Origin of the sequence: Nostoc sp. (assembly GCF_036919895.1) — a bacterium.
Taxonomy (GTDB): Bacteria; Cyanobacteriota; Cyanobacteriia; order Cyanobacteriales; family Nostocaceae; genus Nostoc.
Genome location: NZ_JBALBW010000031.1, coordinates 82,257 through 108,536 on the forward strand (window position 1 = coordinate 82,257; position 26,280 = coordinate 108,536).

Annotated in this window: 16 protein-coding genes; 9 read left to right on the top strand and 7 right to left on the bottom strand. The window is 41.9% G+C overall.

Annotated elements, in window-relative coordinates; all coding sequences use genetic code 11:
* Position 1 precedes the first annotated feature (1 nt).
* The 3 genes from V7K55_RS05795 to V7K55_RS05805 all read right to left on the bottom strand — a co-directional run bounded on the left by V7K55_RS05795 (position 2) and on the right by V7K55_RS05805 (position 7,624).
* Positions 2 to 5,326, bottom strand: a complete 5,325-nt coding sequence (locus V7K55_RS05795; RefSeq protein ID WP_334829111.1) for a Calx-beta domain-containing protein — start codon at positions 5,324 to 5,326, stop codon at positions 2 to 4.
* Positions 5,327 to 5,765: 439 nt separating this feature from the next.
* The gene (locus V7K55_RS05800; protein ID WP_094329133.1) at positions 5,766 to 6,440 is read right to left on the bottom strand and encodes a response regulator transcription factor; all 675 of its coding nucleotides are present in this window, start codon (positions 6,438 to 6,440) and stop codon (positions 5,766 to 5,768) included.
* Positions 6,441 to 6,526: 86 nt separating this feature from the next.
* Positions 6,527 to 7,624, bottom strand: coding sequence for a sensor histidine kinase (locus V7K55_RS05805; protein WP_334829113.1), 1,098 nt, complete (start codon positions 7,622 to 7,624; stop codon positions 6,527 to 6,529).
* Between the two features lie 530 nt (positions 7,625 to 8,154).
* Here V7K55_RS05805 and kdpA point away from each other — a divergent pair.
* The 5 genes from kdpA (at position 8,155) to V7K55_RS05830 (ending at position 14,606) form a co-directional block, all read left to right on the top strand.
* Positions 8,155 to 9,840 (top strand): potassium-transporting ATPase subunit KdpA, encoded by a 1,686-nt coding sequence (gene kdpA / locus V7K55_RS05810; protein WP_334829115.1) that lies wholly within the window; start codon positions 8,155 to 8,157, stop codon positions 9,838 to 9,840.
* A 432-nt stretch (positions 9,841 to 10,272) separates the two neighbouring features.
* Positions 10,273 to 12,378 (top strand): potassium-transporting ATPase subunit KdpB, encoded by a 2,106-nt coding sequence (gene kdpB, locus V7K55_RS05815; RefSeq protein WP_334829154.1) that lies wholly within the window; start codon positions 10,273 to 10,275, stop codon positions 12,376 to 12,378.
* A gap of 101 nt (positions 12,379 to 12,479) precedes the next feature.
* The gene (locus V7K55_RS05820) at positions 12,480 to 12,704 is read left to right on the top strand and encodes a hypothetical protein (RefSeq protein ID WP_334829117.1); all 225 of its coding nucleotides are present in this window, start codon (positions 12,480 to 12,482) and stop codon (positions 12,702 to 12,704) included.
* A 27-nt stretch (positions 12,705 to 12,731) separates the two neighbouring features.
* Positions 12,732 to 13,331 (top strand): K(+)-transporting ATPase subunit C, encoded by a 600-nt coding sequence (gene kdpC, locus V7K55_RS05825; protein ID WP_334829119.1) that lies wholly within the window; start codon positions 12,732 to 12,734, stop codon positions 13,329 to 13,331.
* A 120-nt stretch (positions 13,332 to 13,451) separates the two neighbouring features.
* Entirely contained in the window at positions 13,452 to 14,606 is a 1,155-nt protein-coding gene (locus V7K55_RS05830) for a universal stress protein (RefSeq protein WP_334829120.1), read from the top strand.
* A gap of 4 nt (positions 14,607 to 14,610) precedes the next feature.
* On the opposite strand, the gene V7K55_RS05835 is transcribed toward V7K55_RS05830, so the two are convergent.
* The 3 genes from V7K55_RS05835 to V7K55_RS05845 form a co-directional block, all read right to left on the bottom strand.
* Positions 14,611 to 16,107 (bottom strand): carotenoid oxygenase family protein, encoded by a 1,497-nt coding sequence (locus tag V7K55_RS05835; RefSeq protein ID WP_334829122.1) that lies wholly within the window; start codon positions 16,105 to 16,107, stop codon positions 14,611 to 14,613.
* A 121-nt stretch (positions 16,108 to 16,228) separates the two neighbouring features.
* Positions 16,229 to 17,650, bottom strand: coding sequence for a folate/biopterin family MFS transporter (locus tag V7K55_RS05840; protein WP_334829125.1), 1,422 nt, complete (start codon positions 17,648 to 17,650; stop codon positions 16,229 to 16,231).
* 461 nt (positions 17,651 to 18,111) lie between these two features.
* Complete coding sequence (locus V7K55_RS05845; protein WP_334829126.1) at positions 18,112 to 18,897, bottom strand: Npun_F0296 family exosortase-dependent surface protein; 786 nt, start codon at positions 18,895 to 18,897, stop codon at positions 18,112 to 18,114.
* An 841-nt stretch (positions 18,898 to 19,738) separates the two neighbouring features.
* Here V7K55_RS05845 and V7K55_RS05850 point away from each other — a divergent pair.
* The 4 genes from V7K55_RS05850 to V7K55_RS05865 all read left to right on the top strand — a co-directional run bounded on the left by V7K55_RS05850 (position 19,739) and on the right by V7K55_RS05865 (position 25,485).
* Positions 19,739 to 20,968, top strand: a complete 1,230-nt coding sequence (locus tag V7K55_RS05850) for an anhydro-N-acetylmuramic acid kinase (protein WP_334829128.1) — start codon at positions 19,739 to 19,741, stop codon at positions 20,966 to 20,968.
* Positions 20,969 to 21,097: 129 nt separating this feature from the next.
* Entirely contained in the window at positions 21,098 to 21,544 is a 447-nt protein-coding gene (locus tag V7K55_RS05855) for a hypothetical protein (RefSeq protein WP_094342294.1), read from the top strand.
* Between the two features lie 535 nt (positions 21,545 to 22,079).
* Complete coding sequence (locus V7K55_RS05860; protein ID WP_334829131.1) at positions 22,080 to 23,093, top strand: glycosyltransferase family 2 protein; 1,014 nt, start codon at positions 22,080 to 22,082, stop codon at positions 23,091 to 23,093.
* An 835-nt stretch (positions 23,094 to 23,928) separates the two neighbouring features.
* Positions 23,929 to 25,485 carry a serine/threonine-protein kinase gene (locus tag V7K55_RS05865; protein ID WP_334829133.1) on the top strand — a complete coding sequence of 519 codons (1,557 nt, stop codon included), beginning with the start codon at positions 23,929 to 23,931 and terminating at the stop codon, positions 25,483 to 25,485.
* 478 nt (positions 25,486 to 25,963) lie between these two features.
* Here V7K55_RS05865 and V7K55_RS05870 read toward each other — a convergent pair whose 3' ends face one another.
* Positions 25,964 to 26,161 (bottom strand): NblA/ycf18 family protein, encoded by a 198-nt coding sequence (locus V7K55_RS05870; protein WP_041565841.1) that lies wholly within the window; start codon positions 26,159 to 26,161, stop codon positions 25,964 to 25,966.
* Positions 26,162 to 26,280: the final 119 nt, after the last annotated feature.

The window sequence follows — 26,280 nt, forward strand, 5'->3', positions numbered from 1 at the left end:
ATTAAAAGAAAGAATCCCGGTCATCATTGATGATAGTACCGACTCCTTGGTTATTAGCAAACCTAGCATTTGCCGCACCATAGAGATTGACAAAAAATGTTTCGTTGCTTTCAACTTTGTTATCACCTGTGACACCAATACTAATAGTTTTGCTGGTTTCTCCAGGATTGAAAACGACCGTCCCTAAAGCAGAATTGTAATCAGAGTCAGAAGTTTTGGCAGTACCGTCACTCGTGCTGTAATTTACGACTATTGGTTGATAGAATTCATTGGAGAGAGTGACGACAAATTTAGCATTAGTTATCATCCCTGTGGTGCCTTCGTTGAGTGAGACATCTCCAATGCTAATGGCGGGAGGTTCGTCATCATTTATGATAGTAGCCACTCCCAAGATATCAGTAATTGTGGCATTTGTAGCACTAAAGAGATTGACAGAAAATGTCTCATTTGCTTCAACTTTGTTATCACCGATGACACCAATACCAAGAGTTTTGCTGGTTTCGCCAGGAGCAAAAATAATCGTCCCGGAAGCGGAGTTGTAATCAGAGTCAGAAACTTTAGCAGTGCCATCACTCGTGTTGTAATTTACAGTAACCTGCTGTAAACTGGGTGCGGAGAGAGTGACGGTAAATTTAGCATTATTTGTTGTACCTGCGTTACCTTCAAGAAGGGAGATATCCGAGATGCTGATAGTTGATTGGTTGTCATCATCAATGATAGTACCAACTCCTAAACTATCAGTAAATGTGGCATTTATTGCACCCGAAAGATTAACATAAAATCTCTCATTAGCTTCAGTTTTGTTATCACCAATGACACCAACACCAAGAGTTTTACTGGTTTCGCCAGGAGCAAAAATAATCGTCCCGGAAGCAGAGTTGTAATCAGAGTCAGCAACTTGAGCAGTATCATCACTCGTGTTGTAATTTACAGTAACTTGCTCAGAACTGGCATTAGAGAGACTAATCGTAAAGTTAGCATTAGTTGTTGTCCCTGTGTTACCTTCAGTAACAGAGACATCCGAGATACTGATAGTTGGTTGGCTGTCATCATTAATTATGGTAGCCACTCCTAAACTGTCAGGAATTGTGGCATTTGTAGCATCCAAAAGATTGACAGCAAATGTCTCATTGGTTTCAAATTTGTTATCGCCGATAACACCAATGCTAAGGGTTTTGCTAGTTTCCCCCGGATTAAAAGTAATCGTCCCTAAAGCAGAGTTGTAATCAGAGTCAGCAGCTTGAGCAGTACCATCACTCGTGTTGTAATTTACAGTAACCTGCTGAGAACTTACATTTGAGAGACTGATAGTAAAGTTAGCATTAGTTGTTGTTCCTGTATTGCCTTCAATAACAGAGACATCCGAAATGCTGATAGTTGGTTGGTTGTCATCATTGATGATAGTACCAACTCCTAAATTATCTGCGATCGCGGCATTTATCGCACTCAAAAGATTGACAGAAAATGTCTCGTTGGTTTCAAATTTGTTATCGCCGATGACACCAATAATAAGGGTTTTAGTGGTTTCACCAGGATTGAAAGTAATCGTTCCCAGTGCAGAATTGTAATCAGAGTCAGCAACATTAGCAGTACCATCACTCGTGTTGTAGTTTACACTAATCGGCTGATAACTGGGATTAGAGAGAGTGATAGTGAAGGTAGCGTTAGTTGTTGTACCTGTGTTGCCTTCAATAATTGAGACATCCGAGATGCTGATAGTTGGTTGGTTGTCATCATTGATAATAGTACCAACTCCTAAATCATCTGCGATCGCGGCATTTATCGCACTCAAAAGATTGACAGAAAATGTCTCGTTGGTTTCAAATTTGTTATCGCCGATGACACCAATACTAAGGGTTTTAGTGGTTTCACCAGGATTGAAAGTAATCGTTCCCAGTGCAGAATTGTAATCAGAGTCAGCAACATTAGCAGTACCATCACTCGTGTTGTAGTTTACACTAATCGGCTGATAACTGGGATTAGAGAGAGTGATAGTGAAGGTAGCGTTAGTTGTTGTACCTGTGTTGCCTTCAATAATTGAGACATCCGAGATGCTGATAGTTGGTTGGTTGTCATCATTGATAATAGTACCAACTCCTAAATCATCTGCGATCGCGGCATTTATCGCACTCAAAAGATTGACAGAAAATGTCTCGTTGGTTTCAAATTTGTTATCGCCGATGACACCAATACTAAGGGTTTTAGTGGTTTCACCAGGATTGAAAGTAATCGTTCCCAGTGCAGAATTGTAATCAGAGTCAGCAGCGTTAGCAGTACCATCACTCGTGTTGTAGTTTACACTAATCGGCTGATAACTGGGATTCGAGAGAGTGATAGTGAATGTAGCATTAGTTGTTGTACCTGTATTGCCTTCAGTAACAGAGACATCCGAGATGCTGATAGTTGGTTGGCTGTCATCGTTGATGATATTTACTGTAGCTGAACTGTTAGTAATTGTGGAATTTGCTGGTGCAGCTGTGAGGTTGGGGTTACTTAGGTTAAGAGTAATATCTTCATTGAGTTCAAATGTGTTGTCACCCAAAACATCGGCTGTAATTGTCTTTGTCTTTTCCCCAACAGCGAAGCTTAAAGTCCCAGATGCAGCAGTTCCTCCACCTGTCACTTGAATATTGTTATAGTCACTACCAAAAGTTGCCGCACCGATAAAAGCATAATCTACAGTGCTAGCCACGCCAATACCACCACTGCGAGTAACCGTGAAGGTAACAGCTTGAGTACCGCTATTACCTTCAGTTAAATTTGAAGTGGCGCTGGAAATTGCATATTGAATCGAATCATTAGCAGCAATACTCAGAGTAGTTTCAGTTATTGTCCCCAAATCAGCCCCTATTAGCGTGCCGAAGTTGAGTACAACTGTTTCTGTATTCTCAGGTAAGTCGTCTGGGTTAATAGTAAAAGTAATTAGCTTTGTTAAATTTGAGCCTGTCGCCCCAGCAGCAAAGGAAATAGTCGTAGGAGAAAAAGTGTAATCGCTGCCATTAGTAGCCGTACTACTATTTTTGACAATAATAGGAACTGTGACCGCCGTTTCTGGAGAGGCATCTAAGGTAACAGAAATAGTTACTGTAGTGGCGGTACTATCTTCCGTTGTATTGTATGTAGCAGCGCCAAAGCTGACTTTTGGAAGTAAGGATTCAAATGCCCCAATGTCAATTCTACCGCCTTCAATCCGGTTAAAACCTGTGCCGCGTTGGTCGGTAGTTAAGCCACCATTGTAAGCCGGATCGCCAGCATTCCTGGCAGGACTGGAAGAGTTTAGGGCGAGAGTTTGTGTAGAACCGCCGTAATCCCCCAAAGGTTTGAGTCCGGGGTTGGGGTTAATAATATCTGTACCCGTGCCCAGAGTCCCGGATGATTTACCAGCAAGACTGCCAATCAGGTTGTAAGCATTACCATTGAAGTTGATACCAGAGATATCTGGCGCTTGATTACCTGTGTCAATATTGCCAGCAATGATGCTATTGCTAATGCTTACCGTGCCACCATACCTAAAAATGCCGCCACCATTACCTGTGCCATTGTTATCACTATCAGCAGTGTTGCCGAAAATAGTGCTATTACTCACTGTGGCGTTGTTGGTGTAGATGCCACCACCATTCGATTTAGATATATTGCTAGAAATAGTGCTATTGCTGATGCTAAGACTAGTACTGCTGTAAATGCCGCCGCCGTTGTTGTTCGCGGTGTTGCCAAAAATAGTACTATTGCTGAGTGTGACACTACTGCTGTAGATGCCGCCGCCGCCGTTGTTCGTAGTGTTGCCAAAAATAGTACTATTGCTGAGTGTGACACTACTGGTGCTGTAGATGCCGCCACCGTTGCTACTTCCTGCATTTCCCCCAGTTATGTTCAACCCATCAATTGAAAGGGAGGCACTAGCATTAAAAACACGGGAAGCATTGTTACCACTGATGGTGAGTTTATTAGCTCCAGTTCCTTGAATTATCACTCCTTCAGTAACATTCAATTCCCCAGAAGTCAGGGTAATAGTGTCGGGGGTAGCATCACCAAATATCCCAGTCTGATCAAAGATAATTGTCTCAATCCCCGGATCGTTATTGGCATTGATAATAGCTTGCCTCAACGAGCCAGCACCGCTGTCATTAGTGTTAGTTACTATATAGGTGCTGTTATCGACTTTGACAGATACATCGTCGATCGCTAAACCGTGATCGTTGCCTCCATCATCTATATCTTCCCAACGCAATATAATCTCTTCACCGTTAGCTATTGGGGTAGCTAGGGTAATTGTTAGAGGTGTGATAACAACTTTATTGGCAACTTGATTGCCATTTAAGGCTCCTGCGGTTGCGGTTGCAGTTGGGCTGGTGAAATCTAGCGATGTGACAGAATTCCATGTTCCTGTTGTCAAATTTGTCAGAGTTGACCCAGTTTGATAACTAAATTTCAGCTGTTGCGGCGATGTATTACCACCATTACGCCATTGCTCGCCCGTATAACCTACTTGCAACTGAGTAATTGTTGAACCTGTGTTGTTTTGGAGGCGCAACCCATAATAAATAGTTCCCGTACTACCAGAAGCGACAGAACCAAGTGCCCGATCTCCGGTTGCACCAAAACTATACAATCCACCTGTGTTATTGGTGCCAGCACCAGTGTTGTAACTTGTTCTTGTGGCATACCACCCGGAAATGGTTGAATCATCAACCCAAGATTTGGTTCCAGAATTAGCTAATGAGTTAAAATCTTGAGAGTATGTGCCAGTAAAACTAGCTGGCAAAATAGACTGGTAAGCTTGCATTACTTCCGGTTTAAATGCCAGAGAAGCCTCAATTTTCCCGGTCTTCACCTCTAAATCCCAGTCGCCACCTAAAGCTGCACTTCCGGTTTTGTCTGTGGAAGCTGCAACATCTGCTCCAGTAATTCGGCTCAGAAGCTGCACAAATTTTGTGCCTTGACCAGTAGCTACATCACAGCCATAAAGTAGAATATCAGCTTTATTAGTTAAAACGGTTGCCCATTTTTGTAACTGATTTGCATAGCTATTAAGGTTGGTGAGGTTAAGGTAAGTTGACCCCAATTGCAAACTCCCCTCACCACCGTGGGAGACAATGTGAACTGATTCAACTGAGTCAGGTTTACACCCTGCTAAGAACTCGCTGATTTGCGTTAAACCGTCTCGATTATGGTCAAGGATAACGACTTCACTACCCAGTGTTATCCCAGCTACTAGGCTTTGGTAATCGAGAACTGCTGTATCTATAAAAACAATATTTCTGCCTGCTTCTAATAACTTTTTGGCGGAATTACTTTGGGCTTCAGAGTGATTATTTTCTGTCATCATAATTATTGTCCTCTAATAAAATTTTTGATCGAATAAAAGACTTGTTAGTTCTAAAGATTTACGTTAATAGCATTTATCACACAACATCAAATAGGAAGCGAATGACTCAACATCCGCTTCCATGCTCAACTGGAATTGGTAACAAAACCTCTTGTTTTTTGGAAGAAAACCGCAATATTTCTAATCGTTATCCGATCAAATACACCCTAGAAAAACTAAGTTATTTTCTATCTATATTTCTTCTAGTACAATAAAATTTATACTGTATAAAAAATACAAGCAACTGTAATTATACTTAAATAGATCGGAGTGACCCCAATACGATTTATTTTTAGGATTTTGCGATCGCTCTTATCTAGAAAAAGCTATACTCTGTAACTCAAAAGCCACTGTATTTACACTTAATTTTTGTCTAGCACCTAGTTCGATGTGAATGAATCTAATTAATCAACAATTCTGGTGCTACCAATCCTTTTTGGATCGCTAAGACTGCGGCTTGAGTGCGATCGCGTACTTCTAGTTTCTGTAAAATAGCATGGACATGAACCCGCACTGTACCAGGGGCAATGTAGAGAATTTCAGCAATTTCTTGATTGCTTTTACCTGCTGCTACGAGTGCCAAAATTTCTTGTTCTCGCTTCGTTAACGGATTTTCTAGGGTTCCCTCAGTTTTTGCAGGCAGCACCACAGTAGAATTACCCTCAAAAGCTGCTCTAATCTCTGTTGTTGCCGTTTGATCCCACCAAGAAGCCCCGGCTGCAACCGATCGCACTGCTAATATCAGAGACTCAGCAGGAATACCTTTCAGGCAGTAACCTTGCGCCCCAGCAGCAATTAACCGTGAAATCAGGGGTTTTTCAGAACGAGACGTTAACACAAGAATTGGTAAATTTGGGTGCTTCTGCTTGATTTGCCGACAAGCTTCAATTCCACCAATGCCCGGTAAACCTATATCCATCAATACCAAATCCAGAGGATAGCGATTTGCTAATTCTAAAGCTTGTTCTCCATCTTCTGCCTCTGCGACAATCTCCAAAGTAGTTTCTTGTTGCAAACGCATCCGCAGACCAAGCCGAAACAATTCATCGTCTTCAACAAGTAAGATTTTTGTCATTTGTTATTGGTCATTTGTCATTGGTCATTTGTCAAGAGCTAAAATTCTCCCCCTGCTCCCTGCTCCCTGCCCCCTGCCCCCTGCCCTCATCTCCCCGGCGGTGGACAAGCTGGGAGTCGAAAACCAAAGATTGCCCCTCTTGGTGAGCGATTCTCTGCCCAAATTGTACCCCCATGAGCAGCGATAATTTGCCTTGTTAAATAAAGCCCTAGTCCAGAGCCTGAGACGTGACGATCGCTATGTCCTTGATAAAACCTCTCAAATAAGTGGGGTAACTCTTCTTCGGTAAAGCCGGAACCAGTATCGAGTATTTTTACTACTTGATCGCTAGAATAACCTTCAAGGACTACTTCCACTTTACCGCCACGCGGGGTATGGTTAATGCCATTACTCAGGAGATTAGTGAAGACTCGCCCTAGTTGCAAAGGATCGCCATCTACCCAGAGAAAGCTCCGAAAATCTGATTCGCCATAGTGCAGAGAAATATAAACCTGACGTGTTCTCGCTAGTTCAGTCAGGGTAGCGATTACCTCCTCTGCCACAGTTGCCAAGTTAACGGGTGATATCTGTAATTTCAGCCCTTCAGCATCATTGCGGTATACATCTAAAAGAGTTTGGACTAATTGCAGTGTACTCCGATGACTACGAGCCATTGTTTGAAGGACTTTTGCTTGCATTGGCGTGATTTCACCAAATTGCTCGTTTTGAAAATATTTCAGTGTTTCAATTGCTCCTAATAGGGGTGTTTTCAAATCATGCGTTAGGGTAGAAACAAAATCTTCACGCATGATCGCTAGTTGTTCTTGGGAGCGTAATTGTGCTTGGGTATAAGCGATCGCTTCTTCATTGCGGTGGTTGCGATCGCTTAACCAACCCGTCACCACCAACGCCAATACTGCAATCAACCTATTTGCCAACGTTGGGGCATTAATTATTTGTCCTCCTGGGACAAACAAATTTAACAATGTTAATCCTGTAGCTGCTAGAGTGATCCCCAATACTGCTCTCCGATTCAATCGAGAATCTGCTACCAAAATCGTCCCTGTGTAAAGGTAGCCAAATACGTACTCAGGTGGTGTCAAATATTCCAGGCCGATTACGAGCGCAAAGGCGATCGCAATTAGCCCATAAGTCTCCCGCCGCTCATTGATAGCTTCTTTTATAGCCACTAATCGACTTAACATTGTTATTTATGATTTACTAAAAATTTTTATCCTACAATCTTTACAACTATTTAATTCAACGATTATGATTTATCTGCAATCTATATCTGCAAATATTCACTTGAGCATTAACTCGGAAATTACGATTGTCCAGATGTAAAAATGGGTGCTGGATACTGAGGATTGGGGACTGGGTAGTTGCCCAGAAGGGTCAGAGTATTTAACACAACCTTCTCAAACCGTAATCCTTTTAGAAAACCCTGTTAAATATTTATATTCTTTGAAAGTAGCAAACTTCGATAATGTATTGTATAAACAAATAATCCTAACTAACAATATAGATGAATTAAGAGTAAAGATTAAATATTCTTAACAAGAACTTTAACCAAAGTCTGGAAAATAGTAATAGCTGAAAATAGTAAATCCAGATTAAAAAATGGCGTTGATATCTCAATATCACCAAATCCATCAAAATCAAATACCTAAACAGCTAATCTATTATTTCTAAAAATTGGCTTGCTAGCACTTAAATTTAATTGAGCGGGAAATATATGGGACAAGGTTTTTTGCAAATTGGCTTAACGCTATGTATTGTCATAGCAATCACTCCGCTACTTGGTAGATACATAGCCCGTGTCTTCTTGGGAGAAAGAACACTGCTTGATTTTTTAATGAACCCCATAGAGCGAAGTATGTTCGTACTAGCAGGTGTCCGCAGAAAAGATGATATGACGGGTTTGCAGTATATCCAGGCTGTATTGTACAGCAATCTGATTATGGGTATTTCAGTGTATTTGCTGATATATTTCCAGAGACACTTGCCCTGGAACCCTAACGGTTTTGGTGCGCCCAGTTGGGATGTATTACTGCACACAACCATTTCCTTTGTAACCAATACCGACCAGCAACACTATGCTGGTGAGACAACCTTAAGCTATTTTAGCCAGGTAGCGGCTTTAGGCTTTTTGATGTTCACCTCCGCAGCCACCGGTCTATCTGTGGGAATTGCCTTTATTCGCGGGTTGACGGGGAGAAAATTGGGAAACTTTTATGTCGATCTCGTCCGTGGAATTACGCGAATATTGCTGCCGATTTCGATTATTGGAGCGATCGCTTTACTTGTCTCAGGTGTACCACAAACATTAGCTAAGACTCTGGATTTGAGAACCTTAGAAGGTGGGACGCAATATCTTGCCAGAGGCCCAGTGGCATCCTTTGAAACGATCAAACTTTTGGGCGAAAACGGCGGTGGCTTTTTTAGCGTAAACTCAGCCCATCCTTTTGAAAATCCCAATGGCGCTTCTAACTTGATAGAAATGATCGCCATGATTTCTATCCCAGCCGCCTTGATTTACACCTACGGGATATTTGCCAACAACATCAAACAAGCTTGGCTACTTTTTTGGATGGTGTTTGTGATTTTTGTTGTTCTGGTGGGAGTGACAGCCGTCGGAGAATTGCAAGGCAATCCCCTGGTTAATAACGCCTTTGGATTAGAACAGCCCAATTTAGAGGGTAAAGAAGTTCGATTTGGCTGGTTACAAACGGCATTTTGGGCAGTTATGACTACTGCTACTATGTCTGGCGCTGTGAATGGGATGCACGATTCTTTGATGCCGCAAGGAATATTCTCGACCCTCTTCAACTTGTTTATCCAGGTTATCTGGGGTGGGCAGGGAACTGGAACAGCTTACTTATTTATTTACTTAATTCTCACAGTTTTCCTCACTGGACTAATGGCGGGACGCACCCCAGAGTTTTTAGGACGCAAAATTGAAAAGCGGGAAATCATCCTCGCCAGCGTGGTGTTGTTGATTCACCCAATTCTAGTTTTGATTCCCAGTGCGATCGCCCTAGCTTATCCCATCTCCCTATCTGGAATTAGCAACCCTGGCTATCACGGTATTTCTCAAGTAGTTTATGAATACGCCTCAGCCGCAGCAAATAATGGCTCCGGCTTAGAAGGGTTGAAGGATAACACTCTGTGGTGGAACTTGAGTAGTTTAGTTAGCTTAATAGGAGGACGCTACATTCCGATAATTGCCATCCTGCTGTTAGCTGAGGGGATGTCTCGCAAACAGCCAGTTCCCGAAACCCCTGGTACCCTAAGAACTGATTCTCTAGTATTTACTAGTATTACAGCTGGAGTAACACTGGTTTTGGGAGTGTTGACTTTCTTTCCCGTTTTAGCTTTAGGCCCCATAGCTGAGGGTTTGAAACTAGCATCTGGCAATTAGAAAATTTATGAGTTATAAGTCTGGAGTCTGGAATTAAGAGAATACCAAAAAATAAATAAATTATCCGGTTTCGGAGGAGAGCCATTGCGTTGCGGTGAATCCAGCGCTGTAGGCAACTGGTGTTAGCGAGTCAGACGCTAACGCTACGCTATCCGTTGTAGCAACTGGCATTGCGTTAGCGATCGCATAACGCCCCCTACAGGTTGGATCTATTTTTTATGGGAAACTCCTAACTCCTAACTCTTGTACAGACGCGATTAATCGCGTCTCTCCTAACTTCTAATACCATTTCTTTATGAGGTTGCGCCAAACCCTTTTAACTTCTTTCTTTGCGTCCTTTGCGTCCTTTGCGGTTCGTTTTTCTTTCTTCTAATCATGGTTTAGCGCATCCTCATACAGAATTGGTATAACTTTTAACTCCTAACTTTATTAATTAATCAAGTGGCAACTAACTTCAAAGCTAGACGGCCAAATCCTCGTTCTGGCGATCGCCGCCAAGGACGTAAGAAGGCGAGAAAAATTACTAAGTGGCTGTACTTAAGAGCAATTAGAGATGCTTTTGTCAAGCTCAATCCTAAGTATGCAATCAAAAATCCCGTGATATTTGTGGTTTGGGTGGGGACAATTATCATCCTATTGCTAACGATTGATCCCAACCTATTTGGCCCGTCCCTGCAAAAGAACCCGCAAATTTTCAACGCCTTGCTGTCGGTGATTTTATTCTTTACAGTTTGGTTTTCCAATTTTGCCGAAGCAGTAGCAGAAGGGCGGGGTAAAGCTCAAGCTGATGCCTTGCGATTAACAAAATCAGAAGCGATCGCTAAAAAACTCGCTCCCGACGGCATAATTAGTGAAGTTTCATCCACCAGCCTGAAACAGGGCGATAACATCTACGTCGTTGCTGGCGATATCATCCCCGCCGATGGTGAGGTAATTATGGGTGTCGCCTCAGTAGATGAATCGGCAATTACTGGAGAATCCGCACCAGTATTAAAAGAATCAGGCTCCGATGTTTCTAGTTCCGTCACTGGTGGGACGAGGATTATCTCCGATGAACTAATTATCCGCGTTACTAGTGACCCAGGCAAAGGCTTTATTGACCGGATGATTGCCTTGGTGGAAGGGGCAGAACGCAGCAAAACACCCAATGAAATTGCCCTGACAGTATTGCTGGCAGTTCTCAGTTTAGTGTTTTTGTTAGTTGTAGTAACTCTGCCGGCACTTGCTTACTATGTCAACAGTCCAGTCAGCGTGCCAATTTTAATTGCTCTATTAGTGGCATTAATTCCTACAACCATTGGCGGCTTACTCAGTACTATTGGCATTGCTGGTATGGATCGAGTTGCCCAATTTAACGTCATTGCCACTTCCGGACGAGCAGTCGAAGCTTGTGGTGATGTTAACACTTTAGTTCTCGATAAGACAGGTACAATTACCCTCGGCAACCGTTTGGCGGAAGAGTTTATCCCTATCGACGGTCATTCAATGTCAGAAATTGCTAATGTTGCCTGGGCGGCTAGTATATTTGACAATACACCAGAAGGTAAATCCATTGTGCGACTGGCAGAGAAATTAGGCGCACGGTTTGATTTCGACTCCAACCAAGCAGAAGGAGTTGATTTTTCCGCCAAAACCCGCATGAGTGGGACTAACTTGCCTGGTGGATATGAGGCCAGGAAGGGAGCAGTCGAAGCCATTAAAGGATTTGTCCGTTCTCGCCACGGACGCGATACACCAGAATTGGATGCTGCCTACGAACGAGTTTCTCGCCTGGGAGGTACACCCCTAGCAGTCAGCCTAGATAACGAAATCTATGGGGTTATTTATCTCAAAGATATAGTTAAACCTGGTATCCGCGATCGCTTTGAGCAACTGCGACGGATGGGAGTGCATACCATCATGCTAACTGGAGACAACCAAATTACAGCTTCTGTCATTGCCAAAGAAGCAGGGGTTGATGACTTCATTGCCGAAGCCACACCAGAAGACAAAATCAGCGTCATTAAAAAGGAACAAGCAGCAGGTAAACTAGTTGCCATGACAGGGGATGGAACTAACGATGCTCCTGCATTAGCCCAAGCTAACGTCGGTGTTGCCATGAATACAGGGACGCAAGCTGCAAAAGAAGCCGCCAACATGGTCGATTTAGACTCCGATCCCACAAAGCTGATCGATATCATTAGCATTGGCAAACAATTGTTGATTACTCGCGGGGCATTAATGACATTTTCTATCGCTAATGATATTGCCAAATACTTTGCAATTATCCCAGTGATATTTGTCGCTGCTAACCTGCAAAGCCTGAATATTATGAATTTAACTAGCCCTAAGTCTGCTGTACTATCAGCGTTGATTTATAATGCTTTGATTATTCCCGCTTTGATTCCCTTGGCATTGAAGGGTGTGCGATTTAGACCCCTGACAGCTAATCAGCTACTCCAACGCAATATCTTAATTTATGGCTTAGGTGGGGTAATTGCGCCATTTATCGCCATTAAGTTGATAGATATACTGATTACACTTGTAGGCTTGGCTTAAGGATAGCAAAAGTACAGATCCTGCGAAATAAGCGCATCTTTACCAAAGTAAAATAATAAACATTTTTACTTTTACCTGTTGAGAGAGGGAACCAAAAGAATATGAATAAACAGGTCGATGCTGGGGAAAAGTTTTTGCCGATAGATGCGATCCAGGCGATATCCTTTGTTTGGTCGCAATGGCGTAAACATTACCCACCACTCGCTATTTTTATCCTGCTGTGCTTGAATGTGGTAATTACCCCAGCCATTTATACTGTTAGCAGCAGCATATTTGAATATCGTTCTGATTGGGTAAAAGAATTAAAATTAAAAATTAAAAATTAAATTTGAGTAGAAATTGGAACCCTTTTTATGGCTATTTTTCGAGAAACTATCAGAGCAATTTTTATAACTCTAATGCTTTGGTTGTTGACTGCAATCATCTATCCTCTGATAATCCTTGTAGTCGGTCAAGTTTTTTTACCCTATCAAGCTAATGGCAGCATTATGCTGAATCTAAATAATGAAGTAATTGGTTCGGCTTTGATTGGGCAGATGTTCACATCTGAGCGATATTTCCATTCTCGTCCCAGTACTGTTAGATATAGCCAAGGGAAAAAAGCCAAGCCAACTGGCATATCTGGAGCCAGCAATCTCGCTGCTAGTAATCCAGAGCTATTAAAGCGGATTCTAGAAGAGGCAAATCAATTGCGAGACGAAAATCTTCAACCGATCGCTGATATGATTTATACTTCTGGTTCTGGTTTAGATCCGCATATTTCCTTCAAAGCAGCACGGCAGCAATTGACGCGGGTTGCTGGTGCGCGGGGAGTCAAAGAAGAAGAGATCCTACGTTTAATTAACAAGTATACTGATGACAGATTTTTATGGATTTTTGGCGAACCGGGAGTCAATGTTCTCCGACTGAATTATGCTCTTGACTTACAGGATATTAATCGTCAGCAAAATTAATAAATTGGGATTGGGAATTGGGCTAAACGCCCCGCTAGCGCTAACAGCACCCATAAGGGGCATGGATAAAGCACCGTTTTCTGATGTCATAGGATTGCCATTATAGATACCAAGAAGGAAATGTCAGATAATAATACTGGTTCGACTGGCAATGCACCTTTAAATTCTGGAATTTACTCGCTTTATCCGGCACGACGGCGGGGTAAGCATAAAATATTTATTGGTATGGCTCCTGGAGTAGGTAAAACCTACCGGATGTTAGAAGAGGGACACGCCCTTAAACACGAAGGAATTCATGTCATCGTTGGGCTTTTAGAAACCCACGGACGCAAGGACACAACGGAGAAAGCAGAGGGACTGGAGATTTTACCGCGTAAGCAATATCCTCGCTGTGAGTTGACGCTAACGGATATGGATACAGACGCTATTTTACAGCGATCGCCACAATTAGTTTTAATTGATGAACTTGCCCATACCAATGTCCCTGGTTCCCCACGCGAAAAACGCTACGAAGATGTAGAAGTGGTTTTGGCAGCCGGGATTGATGTCTACTCCACAATGAATGTACAACATTTGGAAAGTCTCAACGACCTTGTAGCCAGAATTACTGGGGTTGTAGTCCGTGAGCGTGTTCCTGATAGGATTCTGGATGAAGCAGATGAAGTAGTGTTAGTAGATGTCACGCCAGAAACGCTGCAAGAAAGGTTATTAGAAGGGAAAATTTACGCCCCGCAAAAAATCCAACAATCCCTGGAAAATTTTTTCCAACGCCGTAATCTGATTGCTTTGCGGGAGTTGGCTTTACGAGAAGTCGCAGACAATGTAGAAGAAAATGCGATCGCTACTATTCCCAATGGGCAATCTTGTAATATTCACGAGCGGGTTTTGGTGTGTATATCTACTTATCCCAACTCAGTGCAGCTGTTACGCCGGGGTGCAAGGTTGGCTAACTACATGAATGCCCCACTTTATACTTTATTCGTTGCCAATCCAGAGCGCTTCCTCACCAAAGAGGAAAGCTTACACATTTACACTTGTGAGAAACTCTGTAAAGAATTTGAAGGGACTTTTCTTCATGTTACCAACAATAACGTCCCTAATGCGATCGCCGAAGTCGCCGAAAAATATCGGATTACCCAAATTGTAATTGGAGAGAGTCAGCGATCGCGCTGGCTTATGCTCCTCAAAGGATCTTTGACGCAAAAATTGGTACGCTTGCTCAAAAATACCGATTTGCATATCATTGCCAGCGAAAAAATGGTTTCATCCAAATAGGGGATTAAATTTCCTCAAAAACCTCAGAAGTAAAGCTTCCATGCAAACCATAGGGGATATGATGTTTGAGATGTAGCCGTGCGATCGCTCCTTTAGAAAAATCACTAGCATCCAAAATTACTAAATCTGAGCGGTGATGGGTAGCATCATAAACCAAAGCGAATACCCAACCATCATCTTCCTTTTCAGAATCTGGACGTGGGACAAAAATTGGTTCACCGACAAAACCACGGGGTGCAGCACTCCAAAATTGTCTTTCTCCTGACTCTAAATCAATTTTCAGCAAAGCTTGTAAGGGAGCATTACCACTCTCTGCATCAGCCGCACCTATATATAGATATCGATAAGAATTTCCCACATTCGCCGGATGGATGCTGGGAAATTCACAACAGCGACTATCGATTAATTCCCGTCGGACTGTCCCATCTTTTAAATTCAGACAAAATCGCCAAAGTTGTCCAGGTGAAGATGCCTCAAAATCAACTTCTCGAAAATCGCTTTTAGGTTCCACTTCTGGTAAATATTGGTAGCAGATGGAATCAATCAAAACTTCCTCTCCTACCTCAAAAGCATTAACGTGGTGGAAGACGAAACCCGACTGAGTTTCCAGAATTTTTATCTCTTCTTGCCCTTTTTTGGGGAAGCGGGGAATAATTAAAATTTGAGTTGGCTGATTTTGCTGAAATTTGATACATTCTCCCGCCGCTCGTATTCCCAAGGCGAAAGGTATGGGATTAAAGGTGACAGGATTTTGAAAGAAGATGCAGTAATTAGGAGTAATCACAAAATCGTGAATGAAGCAGAAACCAGGAACCTGATGAGCTTGCTGTCTGACAATTTCACCTGCTGGGTTTAACTCAAAAATAGTAATTGTGGTAGATAATCCCGGCTTAATCGAGAAATTTACCAGGCAAGGTTTACCCCCATCTTGCTCACAACTATTTTCTAAACGGGGATGAGCAGCGAAAGCTTCACTTGCTGACAAAGCACCATTAAAATATTCATTACCCAAGGTTTCAAGAGTGTAGGGATCGAGGCGATATGGTTCGGCAGCTTCCCACAGCGCTAGCAATTTTCCACCCCAATAGATAACATTTGTGTTGGCTATATTTTTGAGTTTGAAGTCAAAGATATTAGCTAGCCAACCGCCGGGTTTTTGAGTACCAAAAGTACCGCGATAGAGAATTTTTCCCGCCTTTTGCTCTGCCAAATAGCCACTTGTGCGAACAAAGCGGTTGCGAAAATGGGCCCGATCATTAGTAAAGGTAATTTTGCTAATCATCCCATCCCCATCAAAGGGGTGATGAAGATGTTGCCCATTCACATCCAGCAAACCGGGGCCATTTCTAAACAGCGTACCTTGTAATTCTCTGGGAATTTGTCCTTCTATATCATCAATCCAATAATCAAATTCTTGGGTGAGAGATTGATATCCTCCTTGCCAATCTGCACGAGTGTAGGATTTTTCTGTAACTGGGCTTTCTTGACTTTTCAAATGCATGTATTTTGTTTTTTATTGTTACCTTGTACAAAAATATTTAGTCGCTAAAAAGAATTCCATCGCAACTTTGCTGCAACGCAGAGGCAGCATACTAATTCGACTTTGCATGAGATTTATGACACTATTCCACTATTTTCGACTCTGGTTCTCTCAATACCAACTCAGACATTAAATCTGGTAAAAACTCTTGTTCCCCATCTTTAGACATCTCAGCTTGCTCTTCAGCAGCAGGTAGCCAGTTAATAAATGGTAAGGGTAACAGCGTGCTGAGGTTAGTAATTAGCACCAATAGCCAAAGTGACTCAAAGTTCGTTGCAGTAATCCCCAGCCAATAGGTGATTAATGCCCCCAATGCTTGGGAAACCGTTCCTGCTGAATTAAATATTGACATTAACAAGGCAAACAAGGTTGCTTCCACACCAGAGGGACAAAGCCTTGCTGCTAGAACCATCACTGGCATAAAGGTAATTTTACCCATCACAGTGAGAATAAGACTATCACCCAAACTAAACCAGTGGTCATCTATACCTAAGAGTCTGTTTGTATGAGTCACTAACAACAGCGTCGTCATCCCTAAAAGTGACGAAAGGACGGTACTCCAAGCAAAAATCACGCGAAAAGGGATGCTTTTGAGGAAACGTTGAAAAATCCAAACACCTGCTAAAGAAGCGAAACTTGTCACCAAGTTTACCCGCCCTAAAAATTCTGGTTCAAAGTGTAATTCGTTGGTAGAGAAGTAGAAAAAGGCTGATTCAGCATTTGGGGTAGCTTGCCAAATGAAGACAAACGCCGTTGGTAGCCAAATTGTTTTTTGGGTAATGGCTTGGCGTAGCTGCTTGAGTTGATGTTTGATTGGTAAAGGGTTGGTGTGATTACCATTTTCAACATCTCGATCTTTGCTAATGGGGGACTCAGAAATTAACCAAGCTACTCCTGAGACAATGAGGGGGAATAAAGCGGTAATTCCAAAGACAGTCCGGGTAGTAAAGTATTGGAGCAGCAGACCGCTAAAGTATGCTGTTATTAAACCTCCGATCGCAGAAGCACCCCAACATAGAGATTGTAGTGAACCAGCTTTTGCTTGGGATTCATCTCTGACGCGTTCCACAACCAGCGAGTCAACTATTACGTCACTCATGGCGACGGAGAGAGAACCAAGAGCGATCGCTAATGTAGCTGTCCAGCTAGTATGAACTATTGTGGCCAGACTCATCCAGGAAGCAGTTCCCAATATCCCGGATAAAATCAAGTAGGGACGACGACGATAACCAAATATAGGCAAGCCATCAGAGATAAAACCAAACACCGGCTTAATCATCCAAGGTAGGAAAACAATTCCCAATAACGCCGACACCTGGACTGGACTCAACAGCAGTTCATCTTTGAGGAAAAAGCTCACGGCTAGACGCGATAGCCCTAAAATTCCTTGGACAAAGTAAACGGTGAGAATTGCAATTAATTCCGCATTGGGTTCATTACCCAAGAAGATTTTTTGTGTTAATGAGTCTTTGACCTTGGACAAGCCAGATGATTGAAGCACCATTCGATAAATATTTTTTAAATTTTATCTACTTTCCTATCATATCGATTCTTAAAACCTGGGCTTGAGGATCGGCGCTATCCCAAGTTAAGCCTGTAAGCTGAAGCAGAAGCCAATTCGGGCATTCTCTAAGCGGTGTAAAGTGACTGCTCATAAAATAAATCGCAAAACAATTGGGCGAGTTTACTTAAGTAAACTCGCCCTAACTTGTATTAAATATTGACTTTTCGATGTAACTTCTGAAGTCCTGGCATAGGCAGACTACGCGAAGTGGAACCTGGGAGCAAGGCATAGAGAAAATCAGACAAATCTTACTGAGCTACAATTAGTATCTTTAATAAGATTACTTTAAAGCAGTGCTATTAAAGTGGCGTAGGCGTAGCCCACCGCAGGTATCGCTTGAGAGTGACATTCCTTTAATTATCATCAGAAGTGCAGAAGGCTCTTAATGTGAGCCCCTACACTTATGACAATTGCAAAACTGATTTTTTCTTGACTCGACGAGTCATAACTGAAGTAGCACCCACAAAACCAATTACAAAAACTCCTAATACAGAAGAAGACTCAGGAACTGCTGCTGTAACTACATCACCAGTGATACTCTTGTAGCCAGCAGCAACTGTGTGATTATCTGATTCAAAACCAGTTCCGCCAATATTGGTGAATTGAACTTGATCGAAAGTTCCGCCAACATCGTAGAAGTTGATGAATGCAAAGGGTTCTCCAGAATCCTGATTTTGGAATGCCGAATTAGGATTACCGTAGTAGCTGGCTTTATTTGATAACCCTGCGATATAATTGACCACATCAGCAGTGGTCATAGAAAAAACAGTCTGACCTTGTGAAAGAAATGTAAGTACGTTGCTAGCATCTCCCGCAGACCACCAAAGTCCAAAATAACTTTGTGGGCTTGTTAAACTAAGGGTGGAAACCGTTTGCTTACTACCGTTATTCGTATCTACATCAAAATATTTACCCGATCCACCAGCACCACCATATTGGTTTGCATTGTTGATTAGACCGTTATTATAAGAACCAATAGTTGTTGCTCCATCCTTCCATTGAAAGCCTGTTGCACTGTAACCTGCTGTTTGTCCATCAAAAGTATCTACATGAGCATTAACAAGATTTGAAGAATTTGCAGTTTGTACACCTGCGTTTTCTATTGATATCGCAAAAGATGAAGCCATTGCAGGGCGGCTAAGAGTAGCTAAGGACAAAACAATACCAGAAGCAATCGCGGATTTCATTAAAAGACTTTTCATTTTACAATCCTTTTTGTTTTTTATCTTTCGTGTTCTTAGCCTCATTTTGCGATGTGCTTCTAGATTCCAACATCAGAGGGATTACTAATTTTTAAATTTGATTATACGCAGATCAAAATGTAAGTTCTCGGATCTTATTTAGAGGATAATCACTGATACTATTTTCTGTGATGTCTATCGCTTTATGTAGAGAGTGCGAAGTTATCAGTGCTAAGTTGTAAACAAGCTTTATTTATAAAAAGTGCCATTTTATGATTTGCAGGTAGTTTACATTTTTATGGTTATAGGTCAAGAAGAGATGAGGCATTGTGCTATCCCATCTCTTTAAAACCTGTACTTATCCCTTGGCTGAATAGTTTTTAAAGCTCACGCTCAAGATTATCTTGGTTCTTCTTTAAGGTAATTAAATAACCTGCATTTTGCTGTATGATGAGCTTCACAATTTTTTTACATTAGCTTGCAATAAAATGCTGGGTTAACTCATCAGAGATAAAGAGTTTCTATCTCCTGCCTCCAAACCTGTAGCTTTGTACTTCAAGCAAAATAAAACTGCTGTATAACAATCGTCCACATCAATTTTGACAATACATCAAAATAGTTCTAATACATTCCATCACACTAGAATTACTCTGATTTCAATCAAATGTAATTCTTCTTTCTAATTCAAGGGAATACTACGTTCTTTGACAGGTAGCTGTCGCTTGCCTCTCACCCCTTCCCTAACAATTCGTCTTTCTCCAGTCAACTATGCCACCTTAATTTTTTTTGACATCGGTAGTAGCATGAATTAAACTACCTCTTGCAATCAACAACAAAATCTTGAGCAATGCATCCGACTGAAGAAGTTGCTGTCCCTACTCGCGTTATCGGTTTAATTAGTGGCACATCTGTAGATGGCATAGACGCGGCGTTGGTAGAGATTTCCGGTACAGAATTGGATCTAAAACTTGAGTTGCTAGCTGGGTTCACATATCCTTATCCAGCCGAACTCAGAGAAAGAATATTGGCAGTTGGTGCAGGTGCTGCCATCTCAATAGCAGAATTGGCAGAAATAGATGATGCGATCGCCCAAGTCTTCGCCCAAGCCGCCCAAAAGATTCAAATTGGTCATCAGCCAGCCACTCTCATTGGCTCCCACGGTCAGACGGTTTATCATCGACCACCCAAAGAAGGAGCATGGGAGCAGGGGAGCAGGGGGAGAGAAATGCTCACTTCTCACTCAGAACTTAGCACTCCTTTGGGTTATAGTCTCCAACTAGGGCGGGGCGAATTAATTGCCTATCTTACCGGCATTACAACTGTGAGTAACTTCCGCGTTGCTGATATCGCTATTGGTGGTCATGGTGCGCCTCTCGTGCCCAGAGTAGATGCCTATTTGCTCAGTCATCCTGAAGAAGGGCGTTGTATTCAAAATATTGGTGGCATTGGTAATGTAGCTTATATTCCACCTCAGCATGGCGACTGGCTCTCAAAAATTCGCGCTTGGGATACTGGCCCAGGAAATAGTCTGTTGGATCTGGCGGTGGAGTATTTAAGCGCTGGTGCTAAAACTTACGATGAAAATGGCAATTGGGCAGCAAGTGGTACTCCTTGTCATCCTTTAGTAGAACAATGGCTCAACCAAGAGTATTTTCATCTACCACCGCCAAAATCTACTGGTCGAGAATTATTTGGTGTGACTTACCTGCATCAATGTTTAAAAGATGCCCAAGTATACCAACTCAATGCTGCTGACATACTGGCAACTCTGACCGAACTGACAGCTGCTTCAATTGTTCATAGTTACCGTACTTTTTTGCCGGAAATGCCACAACGTGTACTATTATGTGGCGGTGGTAGTCGCAATCTCTATTTGAAACGTCGATTAGAGTTGTTGTTGGCATCAATCCCAGTATTGACTACAGATGAAGTTGGTTTGAGTGCAGATTTTAAAGAAGCGATCGCCTTTGCAGTTTTAGCCTACTGGCGGCATTTGGGCATTCCCGGCAACTTACCTACTGCTACTGGCGCACCAAAAGAAGTGCTTTTGGGAGAAATTCACCAAAGTCAGTCCTGAGTTGTGAGACAGGAACAATAAAAAATTTCTTTATTCTTCACTCAGTCCGGGCTAAACGCCTCGCTACCGCTAACAGCACTGCTATAACTATAGTCTTGGCGGCACTCGATCGAGACAGGGAATATATAAGTGGCTCATACTTTTTTATTGGAACCAGGACGCTGGGCAATGCAAGGAAATTGGCTGGAACGGAATGGTATGCCAATCAGCGTCAAGGGTATGACCTTGGTAGCTTGGAATCGAGATAACTGGTTCACTATGGCCACTAAGCTGATATTTCCTGGTAGCGATCGCTCGGAAATCTCTCTACAATACAAAGGACGATTGCATGAGGGGGAGCGCCAGTATACTTTTTTACTACAACATAATATTTGGGGACAAGTTGAAGGTGAAGGCTGGATTGGTTTAGATACTATTGTGCAGCGTTACTGGGTACTAGGCGATCGTCAGCGTCGTAGTGGCTTTGAAACCCTACACCGGATTTCAGAAGATAGATATTATCTCAGTAGTGGTATCTTAGCTGGTCATTTTTTAACTAACACAATGGAAGTTAGCTTAGAGCGTCAGTCAACCTAATAACAGTGTAGGCTTACTGTTATTAGGTTGGCAGCCTTTCGATAAAATACAAAAGTTTCCTTTTTTATGAAGTACAAAGCTATGGATTATGAAGCAGTTCTTGCTGGAGGCAGATCGCTTTTACCCGGATTTCTCACCACATCTCTCAAAGCCTGCGCTTGTGCCGGGGAGCAGGGGAGCAGAGGTGAGATATTGTGCAATTTCTTTCCCCTCTGCTCCTCCGCTCCTCTGCCCCTCTGCAACTTCTTCGCTTAAAGCTTGTGAGAAATGCGGGTTTTAGCGTCTCCCCTTGGGAGAAGATAGGAATTATTTATATCTGAATTTTGCGTCATACATTTTGTAGCTCACTCATTTGCAAACTGCTGTAACTTTTAATGCACTGCTTTTCCCAACCTTCAATGTCTCATGCCTGACCTTAAAGAGTCATCGTTTATTCTCACTGACCTCCTGAGTTGTATAGTATAAAGAGAAGTTTTCAAATTATCGTCAGAATTATAGTATTTTTACGTAGCTGTGTAGTCTGGAGTTCAGTTTTATGAATCCTAAAGTCTCTGTCATTATCCCTGCTTACAATACTGAAGAATATATTGCGAAGGCAATAGAGTCAGCCTTAGAGCAAACGCTCAATGATATTGAAGTGATCGTGGTCGATGATGGTTCAAGCGATCAAACTGTAAAAGTCGCTAAAAGTTTTTCTGACCCACGTCTCAAAGTAATAGTTAATCAAGAAAATTTGGGGGTTTCAGCTGCGCGTAATCGTGCCCTCACAGCAGCCCAAGGAGAATGGATTGCTATTCTTGATTCAGATGACTGGTATGAGCCGGAAAGATTAGAAAAGCTTGTGTTGCTGGCAGAGGAAACAAATGCAGACATGATTGCTGACGATCTTTATTTAATCCAAGATGGTGCAACATCTCCTTGGAGTACATTGATTCAAGAAAGTGGAGAACATATAGATAAAATTCTCCAAATCGATCCCGTTTATTTTGTGGAAACTAATGTCTATGGACAAGCCGGGTCGAGTCTTGGTTTAACCAAGCCTATATTCAAACGAGAATTTTTAGTTAAGCACGGCATTATGTACGATGAAACTGTCAGCATAGCTGAAGACTATTGGTTCGATATGAAATGCCTAATCAATGGCGCTCGTTTTTTTATTGTGCCAAAACCTTATTATTTCTACCGTTCACGCTCTATTTCTCTTGTCCGTCAAAGCATATTATCACGTCTGAATCAATACTGTGTAGCGAGTAATTGTTTCATGCAACAAGAAGCTGTGAAAAAAAATCCAGCTTTAATACGTGCTTTGTCTTATAATCTTGCAGTTGTTAAGAAAAATTTAACTTACTTTCAAGTTGTAGTGCCTATCAAGCAAGGAAAATGGTTAACGGCATTAACAGAAATGATGAAAAATCCTTACTTTTTTTCTGATTTCATCTCTCGATTTAACAAGATTATCAAACGTCGAATTGAATACTATGTAATGGGCAATAAATCAGTTTTTGATATTTCTTACAATCTCCAGAGAAAACGAAAAAATTCCAATTAAATAGTATCAACCTTGGATCGCAACAGTATATCTTTACGTAACAGAATGAAACTCAAAGTTAAAAACCAGATCGTGCAATAAGTATTTGTAATTATCTCTACCTACAAAACAAGTTATCAGAACTCTGTAGTGAGTGTGGCACTCCCTTAAGACTAGCCTTTTCAAGATGACTCCAAAAATATCTTTTTTTCCTTGTGTTCTCAGCGTCTGAAGCAGTTTACAAGTAATTATTTAACCACCCCAGACGCTGAGAACATAGAGGTAAGAGTTTAAAAATAGATTAGTTGAGCAACATTATTACCAACCTTGAAAGGGCTACAGCCAGCATTTACCAACCCTCTCCACTTTACTGGTTGCGATCGCATAGCTTTATTATCCGGCTATTTGTCACCATAACAGGGCTACTCCTGTCCCTAATGAAGGTTTTTGGCAGATCCTAGAGTTATCTATCTACTCAAAATTGGGCAAACTAAGACTACACCACAATTAAAGTGCAAAATGGTACAAGCGTCATTATAAATCTACCCTTTCTGTTTGTTCGATCTGGTATGTTGCACCAGCTGTAATAACCGTCTCGCTTGCAAACTGTCAGAGCATGGTTTCAGTCCTCCTTGAGAGGATTGAAAAAAGCTAGTACAGCACCGCGTAAATAGAGCAACGATTTAAAATCGTCAGAAAGCTTACTAATATAATCGGCTTTTTGCCTTTTTAACTCCGATTTATAGTTTGTGGTACTCATCTAGAAAGTCATTTCTGGGCGTAATAATTCAGATATCAGTTTCAATACACTTTTCCTCGCAAACACTTACAACCTGCTTTTGGATTCAAATTCTCTATGTCAGACCCCAACATTGGTCGCTTACTCAGCAAACGCTACCAACTCCAGGAGTTAATTGGTACTGGAGCAATGGGTCGGGTTTATCGTGCTAAAGATACTTTGTTGGGAGGTGTACCTGTTGCGGTTAAATTTCTCGCTCTATCAATCCAAAATGAAAAGATGCGATTGCAAGACCGCTTTGAGCGAGAAGCAAAAACCTGTGCTTTACTAGGGCAAAAGAGTATCCATATTGTCCGAGTCATGGACTATGGCGTAGATGACAATAACACGCCGTTCTACGTCATGGAATACTTACAAGGACAAAGCCTGAACAATATTATTCGCAAGCAACGACTGCCTTTACCAAGATTCCTGAGTATGGCGCGTCAACTCAGCCTGGGGTTACAGTGCGCTCATGATGGCATACCAGTTGATGGCGCAATTTGCCCAATTATCCATCGGGATGTCAAGCCAAGCAATATGCTAGTGATTCAAGATCCCAGTTTCGGAGAATTGGTCAAGGTTCTAGATTTTGGTATTGCTAAGTTATTACAGTCAGATGGTGACCATACAAAATTCTATTTGGGGACATTGGCTTATTCTTCTCCCGAACAGATGGAGGGTAAAGAATTAGACAACCGTGCTGATATTTATAGTTTGGGCGTGATGATGTTTGAGATGCTCACAGGCAAAATGCCACTGGTGGCACCAACTCACTCTTTTGGAGCATGGTATAAAACACATCACTATCAAAAACCCCGTTCTTTTACTGAGGCTGTACCCGGATTAGAATTACCAAAAGAAATTGAAAATTTGGTGATGAGTTGTCTAGCTAAGGGAGCACGCGATCGCCCCCAAAGTATCACCGAAATCCTCAAAATTCTAGCATCTCTAGAAAAGCCTGAGTATGCCCGCAAAATTAAGCAAGATAGCCACGCCCTAATTCCTGCTACGACGACGGCTAGTCCTGAGCTTGAACAGAAGACTAAAGCTGATTTGCGGGTATCGTTGTCAAACGATGAAATCGCTCGTGCCATTTCCTGGCCCCAAAATAAACCAATTGCCGATATTGTGTTTCCTCAGTCCATTCACACCAATGGCGAGGTTTTACCCGCGCTGTGGGTGATGTTACCACAAGAAGAAATTCAAAAGCGCTTACTCTGTACCCGCTATAACCAATTTCTTTTCATCTCTATTCCTCATCCCATGCTGCTATGGATTACTGTTATCTACAACCACAAGTATGGTGCTAAATGGTTGCCCTACTACCTCGATCTCAAAACCAGTCTTGGTCAAGAAATTGCCCGGTTACTACAGCACACAGGTTACTACCGTCTGTTGTTCTTTGCGCGAGAAACACCAAATCGCTGTACCCATATCTTACTTTCCAGCGTTGCTTCTGCCCAGCGTCAACGACTGCAAGAGTGGGTTGCAATAAGCAATAGGTTGATGTCGTCTGCCGACCCGCAAATGAGTAAAAGCTTATTGAAAAACGAGTATGAAAAAATTAAGCCTCAAATTCTGGCAAAACTAGAAAGCATTGATACAGATTCTCCATACGATCTTTCCAGCTAAGAATAATTTTCAATATTACATGTCTTATATGTAACTGAAGGGTGGTAACTCAAAGAATGTAAACTTTTATAAACAAAATATATATAAAGATGTAAGTTCTAGTTATATGTATAAAGAGTGAAATAACGAGGCTGCTAAATCAGGGCTGATTAAAAGTTCTCTCTAAAATATTCTTGTGTACTACATTTCAGGAAATTGTAATTTACGCAGGTGCAACTCTCAAACTAGACGAAAGAGACAATATAGGAGTTTGGCTAGATAGAACAGTAAGTTTATCCTGCAAAGCCAAAGTAAGGTCTAGACTCCAGCAGATTTACCATCGAAAACTTTACTAGTTCTTAGTTGATTTTGTGAATTAAAATTTTGTGCCGCTTTTGTAGAATTGTTTATCGAAGTTGACGCCCCGACATCCCCAGCTCTTTTCCTCCTTGGAACCAAGCAAGAGAAGGAGGTCGCCCACTGCGACAGTAGAACGACTCTATGCCATAGTGGAACCGGAATCTAAGCCCCACTGGTGCTTAAGAAGCTCCTGGTAAGTGGCCTCGCGCACTACCATTTGCTCGTAGAGCTTTACCAAAAAGTCTTTGGCTTGGTCGTGGCTCATATTCTGTACTTGAGTGGCAAATGAGCAGATACTGAATTGCTGTTCCAAGGATAGTTTCATGGGTTGGTTCATAGTTAACTCCGAAAAAACAACGTGTAAAGTTGATATCGCTTGCAGAAGTCCAAATGGGATAATAATTGGACTTGTATTTGTCTAACATTTGTTCCTCTGTATTAAGGAAGATAACAATT

What these genes read in the sequence shown, in the direction of transcription:
- V7K55_RS05795 (WP_334829111.1), bottom strand. Translation starts at nt 5,326, where the DNA reads ATGATGACAGAAAATAATCACTCTGAAGCCCAAAGTAATTCCGCCAAA.
- V7K55_RS05800 (WP_094329133.1), bottom strand. Translation starts at nt 6,440, where the DNA reads ATGACAAAAATCTTACTTGTTGAAGACGATGAATTGTTTCGGCTTGGT.
- V7K55_RS05805 (WP_334829113.1), bottom strand. Translation starts at nt 7,624, where the DNA reads ATGTTAAGTCGATTAGTGGCTATAAAAGAAGCTATCAATGAGCGGCGG.
- kdpA (WP_334829115.1), top strand. Translation starts at nt 8,155, where the DNA reads ATGGGACAAGGTTTTTTGCAAATTGGCTTAACGCTATGTATTGTCATA.
- V7K55_RS05820 (WP_334829117.1), top strand. Translation starts at nt 12,480, where the DNA reads ATGAATAAACAGGTCGATGCTGGGGAAAAGTTTTTGCCGATAGATGCG.
- kdpC (WP_334829119.1), top strand. Translation starts at nt 12,732, where the DNA reads ATGGCTATTTTTCGAGAAACTATCAGAGCAATTTTTATAACTCTAATG.
- V7K55_RS05830 (WP_334829120.1), top strand. Translation starts at nt 13,452, where the DNA reads ATGTCAGATAATAATACTGGTTCGACTGGCAATGCACCTTTAAATTCT.
- V7K55_RS05835 (WP_334829122.1), bottom strand. Translation starts at nt 16,107, where the DNA reads ATGCATTTGAAAAGTCAAGAAAGCCCAGTTACAGAAAAATCCTACACT.
- V7K55_RS05840 (WP_334829125.1), bottom strand. Translation starts at nt 17,650, where the DNA reads ATGGTGCTTCAATCATCTGGCTTGTCCAAGGTCAAAGACTCATTAACA.
- V7K55_RS05845 (WP_334829126.1), bottom strand. Translation starts at nt 18,897, where the DNA reads ATGAAATCCGCGATTGCTTCTGGTATTGTTTTGTCCTTAGCTACTCTT.
- V7K55_RS05850 (WP_334829128.1), top strand. Translation starts at nt 19,739, where the DNA reads ATGCATCCGACTGAAGAAGTTGCTGTCCCTACTCGCGTTATCGGTTTA.
- V7K55_RS05860 (WP_334829131.1), top strand. Translation starts at nt 22,080, where the DNA reads ATGAATCCTAAAGTCTCTGTCATTATCCCTGCTTACAATACTGAAGAA.
- V7K55_RS05865 (WP_334829133.1), top strand. Translation starts at nt 23,929, where the DNA reads ATGTCAGACCCCAACATTGGTCGCTTACTCAGCAAACGCTACCAACTC.
- V7K55_RS05870 (WP_041565841.1), bottom strand. Translation starts at nt 26,161, where the DNA reads ATGAACCAACCCATGAAACTATCCTTGGAACAGCAATTCAGTATCTGC.